Below are 4,855 nucleotides of genomic sequence, written 5' to 3'. Positions count from 1 at the left end.
TGTATTTCTTACTTTTATCCTTTAATGTACCTTTATTTTCAATTATGGGTTTAATTGTCTGATTGAAGTAATGGGTCTTGCCTGTTCCCCATGCACCTGTCATTAACAGAGCATAATCTGTCTCAAACTCTAAATATTGGTCTACTATTAAATCTAATCTTTGCATATACTTTAATGTCTAAAACTTATTCCTAAATTATACTCCAAAGATATATTTATTGGCTCATTAAATGTTATTTTTGTGAAAACAAGATATTTATTATTATGATAGAAGGAGTATTGGCTACAGGTGAAATATGAATAACTAAGAATATTGCAAATTATATATTTCGCTAAGGAATGGATAAAATCTTTACTTCTAAGGAAGATTTACAGGAGGAACTTATAACTATAGTCCATAGTACTATTGATGAATATTATGGTCGCATTGTATATGTTTATAGCTCTCTTTTTTCTCCCTTGTTCGTAATGAAATACCTATATAATAATAAAGCTTTCCAAAATGTGTCTATAACTTCTGCCAATAGGAATTATTTCTTTACCTACCTTCATCGCATTGCCGACCAAGCCTGTTACTTGCTTAAGGTTAACCATATACGAACGGTGAACTCTGGGAATAAAAGGACATTTCATTTTTTGTTCTATCTGTCCTAATGTTAGGGAGGATAAGTGTTCTTTAGTTTGATTGCAAAAGACAACGGTTGTGTAACTGCCTTCGGCTTTCAGATAAAGAATCTGGTCGAAAGGTATATACTTCACAGTTTTACCAGTACGTACAAACAAAGCAGGAATAATATATAAAACTTCATTGTCAATATTTCTCATAATCAATATTAGTTATATTAAGAAATAGAGCGATATTGACCATTTAAAAAGGATCTCAAAAAAGATCCTTACAAATGATTATCCCATAATCAGCCAATTAGAACACTGTTTCATTATATAGAAACACTCTCTGATTACTATATTCTACACATCTAAAACAGATGAAAAATCATTTTTGACTGTATTAACATGGATGGATACTTACGCAAATCTGGATAGAATCGAAACAAAATATAAGTATTAGAACAATTTTTTGGGGTCATTTGTTAATTAAAAACATAAAGAAATATAAATTTCTCAAAAACAGTCTATAAGAAAAGAAAGTTAAGAAATGTAGAGTGATAATTCTATAGATAAATAGATAAACACCGGTTGTATTTGAAGTAAGAGTCAATAATTTGACATGAGGGCTACTTCTATTACAACCGATGCCACATGTTCACATTACATTATTATTAGTCTCAAAATAAATTATACCCCTTAAGACTCTATTATAAAAATATTATCGTAATGTATTAATGATTTTTGTTGTAAATTTATCAGGAAAAGTCAAAGCTTCGAGATAAAGCTGAGATAGCGTTTCCTCATTAAAAGGGTCCCCACCTAGCCCATGATCTTCAACATTTCTGAAAATTTGCAAATTTGGATTAGAGTTCATTCTTTCCCCAAGAGCTTTATACCCCCTAAAGAAGTATGTCGAAATTTTCCTACGCCATCTTACTCGCATATCATCATTTAGATTTACGTCCTGAGGAAAATTCCAAAAGTCACCTCGTCCCAAATGAGTAGCTGTGGCCGGCATTCCATTTGCACTCATAAAGATACTACATGGTATACATGAAGCCACCTTTGTTGTTCCCGGTCCCAGAGAATACTCGATATGGGCTTGTTCATTTTCAAGATTTGGATATGATAGCATTGCTTGTATCATGCCATGAACACAACCAAAAAGATGATCTCTCTGCATCCCTCCCCGAGGTGTTAGCTCGCTCGGAACATAAATAATATTAGCTGGCTGCGCTCTTTGTGCTCTAGCAACGCTGTTCGAAGCATTCATAACTTCTACTGCGATCCCGTCATATTCTTGATAAACATCATCGGTGACATTCATTCTGTACGACGGTCTGTAAATAGAGAGCATGGAAGGTCCTATTATATTAAAGCCACCGGTACGTATAAATCCGCCGATGTATGCACCACGAGGTTTAGTTATACTTGCATCGGCCTCCATAGCGTTCCAAAATCCTTCTGTTTGATCATATGCATCAATAATGGTCGTATCATGTATTTGATCCTGATTGAGTGGTTTTGCTAAAATATAAGGCTGATTACGAGCTGGAACCGTTGGAATAAATTTTACATTAACTCCAGCATCTCTTAATATTAACTGACGGAATTCTTCATGTTCTCGTATAACCTCCTGTTGCTGCTGTTGATTTCCACTCAATTCATACTCGAAATCTGTACATAGACCCTCATCTACATTTCTAATTTGTGCTTGATCTTCAATGAAGCCTATTGTAATTATTGTACATAAGGCATCAGCTGTCGTTTTAGTTAATGGACGAATTGACATAAGCTTAACTTTTAATGATTAATAATTCTTTAATATTACTTGGCTTTTCTGATTCTTATATATCTTACTTCTTCCAAATAAGGTTCAACTCTATACAATTTTCTTCTTCTTTAATATCTTGCAATTCAAAATCTGCGTTTCTCCCATCCCATATAAGGGGAGGCAAAAACATTGTCTTATTATCTTGTCCTGGAAAAGGAATACATGTGTAATCTATCATAGAATAGAACCCTGAACGTATCAGTTGATAATAGGGATGGGAAGACTTCGTATTAACCATATTCATATCCCACGCATCTTCATCGGACATATCTACATGATAAATCAATAGTCCTGTTCCAGGTAAATATCGATCCCATCCTTCAGCCTGACGATTCTCAAAATAAAAATATTCTTTCGTATCAGGTATTGCGATCTTAAAAGCACATAATATGCGTGTTGCGGACGAGTAAGAGCTTACCGGATTTAACTTTATAGAAACAATCGTATCAATCGGTTCAAGAACAGGAATATTCATCCATTGCACATATTCTCTTTCAAAAGCCGAATATCCCGCAGGACAACGCCCCTTATCGAGATAGTTACCTCTATCCATAATACTCATACTTCCTAAAGTGAGACCACTACCTGACGATGTGTTATAAAAATCGGGTAGCCCAAGTACATGGCTAAATTCATGACAAAAAGTACCAATAGTGGCCATTAGAGGATCTGGATCATGATCCTTTCCGATGTACTCGGATGAACATGCATAGCGTCCTATAGTTTTATTGGATATAGTCAAACATGAATCTACAATATTTCCGGCATGTGCCCATATATATTCCCTCTTGTTTGGATTTTCATTCTCACAATACGAAGCAAAAAATATATATACCATATCTACCAGAGCATCATTGTTACTGTCGTATTTAGAAAAATCAATCTCGGTTGAAGCTCGTTTACAAGCTTCAATTACCATTTCTGCCGCACGAATTTCTTCTTGATTATCACCGTTTTGACCATAATATGCCATCGGTTTTGGTAACCGAATAGGTCCTATAACATTAAAATTGGGAAAAAACAGGCTGTCTGAATTAGTAATAAAATAATCTCTTACACTCCCTTTAGCTCCCTGATAATTATAACCTTCAGCATTTAACAGAGAGCTAAAACTATCCTTAGGTGCGGGTATAGTAAAATGAGTATCAGAAAATTCGACAAGTATAACTAATCCGTGAAATTCGCCTATTGAATTTATCTTCTGTGCTTTCAGAGATGTTACAGGATATATACTATCATCATAACAGACTGGTATTTCATGAGCCAATCCAATGGACATCAATAAAGCAATGAAAAGACTGTAAATTTTAAACATAATAGAATTGTTTTTATAAATCCTCTTCTATCTTTTTCTTTCTATAAAAAAGATAAAAGAGGATTCGCCGATTTATTCCTTCTTTGAGGTTAATTGGTTGGTCTATTATCCTCAAATTTGATTGGGATATCTTCAGCCTTGGTTGGTTTACCTAATGTTTGCAAATAAGCTTCCTTATCGTCCTCAGGCGTATTTGCTCTTTGTTGGCTGAGAGTTCCTTTTTTCACAGAGCGTTCTACAAACGTATTGTAAACATCGGCGGCAGCTTCGATTGCCGCTGATAATTCTTTCATCGTCATTTTACTGGCATCAAATTGTCCTTGGTACAGATAAAGGAAAGTGCCTAGATCGATGCGATTAACATCAATTACAGATTTAGTAGCTACTACGGCAACTACACGTTCCATTCTTGTTGTAATGGATTTAGCCATTACACCTTGATACCAAGCCTTCATATCGACCCTTACCGGAGATAATCCATCAGTAGCTACATAATACATTTCGATCGTATCTGACGACGCTTCTCCCTCCCCTAAAAAAATATTAAGAGCACTGCTGGCTAGATTACCAATCCCATTGATTATATTCTGCTTATCACCACTCAGAAATGCGGTGAGGCTGGAAGTAACTACATTGCCTATATTTCCAGCTTCACTCGACGAAAACGCACGAACTTCTTTTTTACTCCCTACCATATATGTGATAGGTACCGTCTTGTTACTTTTTTCTTCACCGGCAGTCAATAGGCTTTTCTCAATATCCCTGATAAAAATATCGGCTTTCGCACTTCCCAACTGTTCCAAAGCTTTTACAGCTTCTTTCTGCTCTTCGAATTTTGCATCCGTGGCATCAAAACTTTTGATTGCATCTTTGATTATTGACATAATTCTTCAGATTTTAAATTAGTAATAGATAAGGACTTATAAATATGCCGAAGCATATCATTGTTTTAGTTTCTAATCATCAGTTCTTTATACTATAATCTCCTATCCTATTAAGGATTAAATTTGTCAGTATCTGTATTTATTATACCACAAACGTATAGTAGCTTTTATCCAAATGAAAAATAATATTGATGAATAACGGATTTACCTAAT

4 protein-coding genes are annotated in these 4,855 nt (G+C 34.7%); all 4 read right to left on the bottom strand.

What is annotated here, in order from left to right; genetic code table 11:
* Positions 1 to 477 precede the first annotated feature (477 nt).
* Entirely contained in the window at positions 478 to 825 is a 348-nt protein-coding gene (locus LDB17_RS06455; RefSeq protein ID WP_252639352.1) for a LytTR family DNA-binding domain-containing protein, read from the bottom strand.
* A gap of 502 nt (positions 826 to 1,327) precedes the next feature.
* The gene (locus LDB17_RS06450) at positions 1,328 to 2,401 is read right to left on the bottom strand and encodes a hypothetical protein (protein ID WP_252639351.1); all 1,074 of its coding nucleotides are present in this window, start codon (positions 2,399 to 2,401) and stop codon (positions 1,328 to 1,330) included.
* A gap of 64 nt (positions 2,402 to 2,465) precedes the next feature.
* The gene (locus LDB17_RS06445) at positions 2,466 to 3,758 is read right to left on the bottom strand and encodes a M6 family metalloprotease domain-containing protein (protein WP_252639350.1); all 1,293 of its coding nucleotides are present in this window, start codon (positions 3,756 to 3,758) and stop codon (positions 2,466 to 2,468) included.
* Between the two features lie 89 nt (positions 3,759 to 3,847).
* Positions 3,848 to 4,642 carry a hypothetical protein gene (locus tag LDB17_RS06440; RefSeq protein WP_252639349.1) on the bottom strand — a complete coding sequence of 265 codons (795 nt, stop codon included), beginning with the start codon at positions 4,640 to 4,642 and terminating at the stop codon, positions 3,848 to 3,850.
* Between the last annotated feature and the right edge of the window lie 213 nt (positions 4,643 to 4,855).

It is taken from the genome of Dysgonomonas sp. Shenzhen-Wh21, assembly GCF_043392705.1.
Lineage (GTDB): Bacteria > Bacteroidota > Bacteroidia > Bacteroidales > Dysgonomonadaceae > Dysgonomonas.
This window is presented reverse-complemented; position numbering and strand designations above follow the sequence as displayed.

What these genes read in the sequence shown, in the direction of transcription:
- LDB17_RS06445 (WP_252639350.1), bottom strand. Translation starts at nt 3,758, where the DNA reads ATGTTTAAAATTTACAGTCTTTTCATTGCTTTATTGATGTCCATTGGA.
- LDB17_RS06455 (WP_252639352.1), bottom strand. Translation starts at nt 825, where the DNA reads ATGAGAAATATTGACAATGAAGTTTTATATATTATTCCTGCTTTGTTT.
- LDB17_RS06450 (WP_252639351.1), bottom strand. Translation starts at nt 2,401, where the DNA reads ATGTCAATTCGTCCATTAACTAAAACGACAGCTGATGCCTTATGTACA.
- LDB17_RS06440 (WP_252639349.1), bottom strand. Translation starts at nt 4,642, where the DNA reads ATGTCAATAATCAAAGATGCAATCAAAAGTTTTGATGCCACGGATGCA.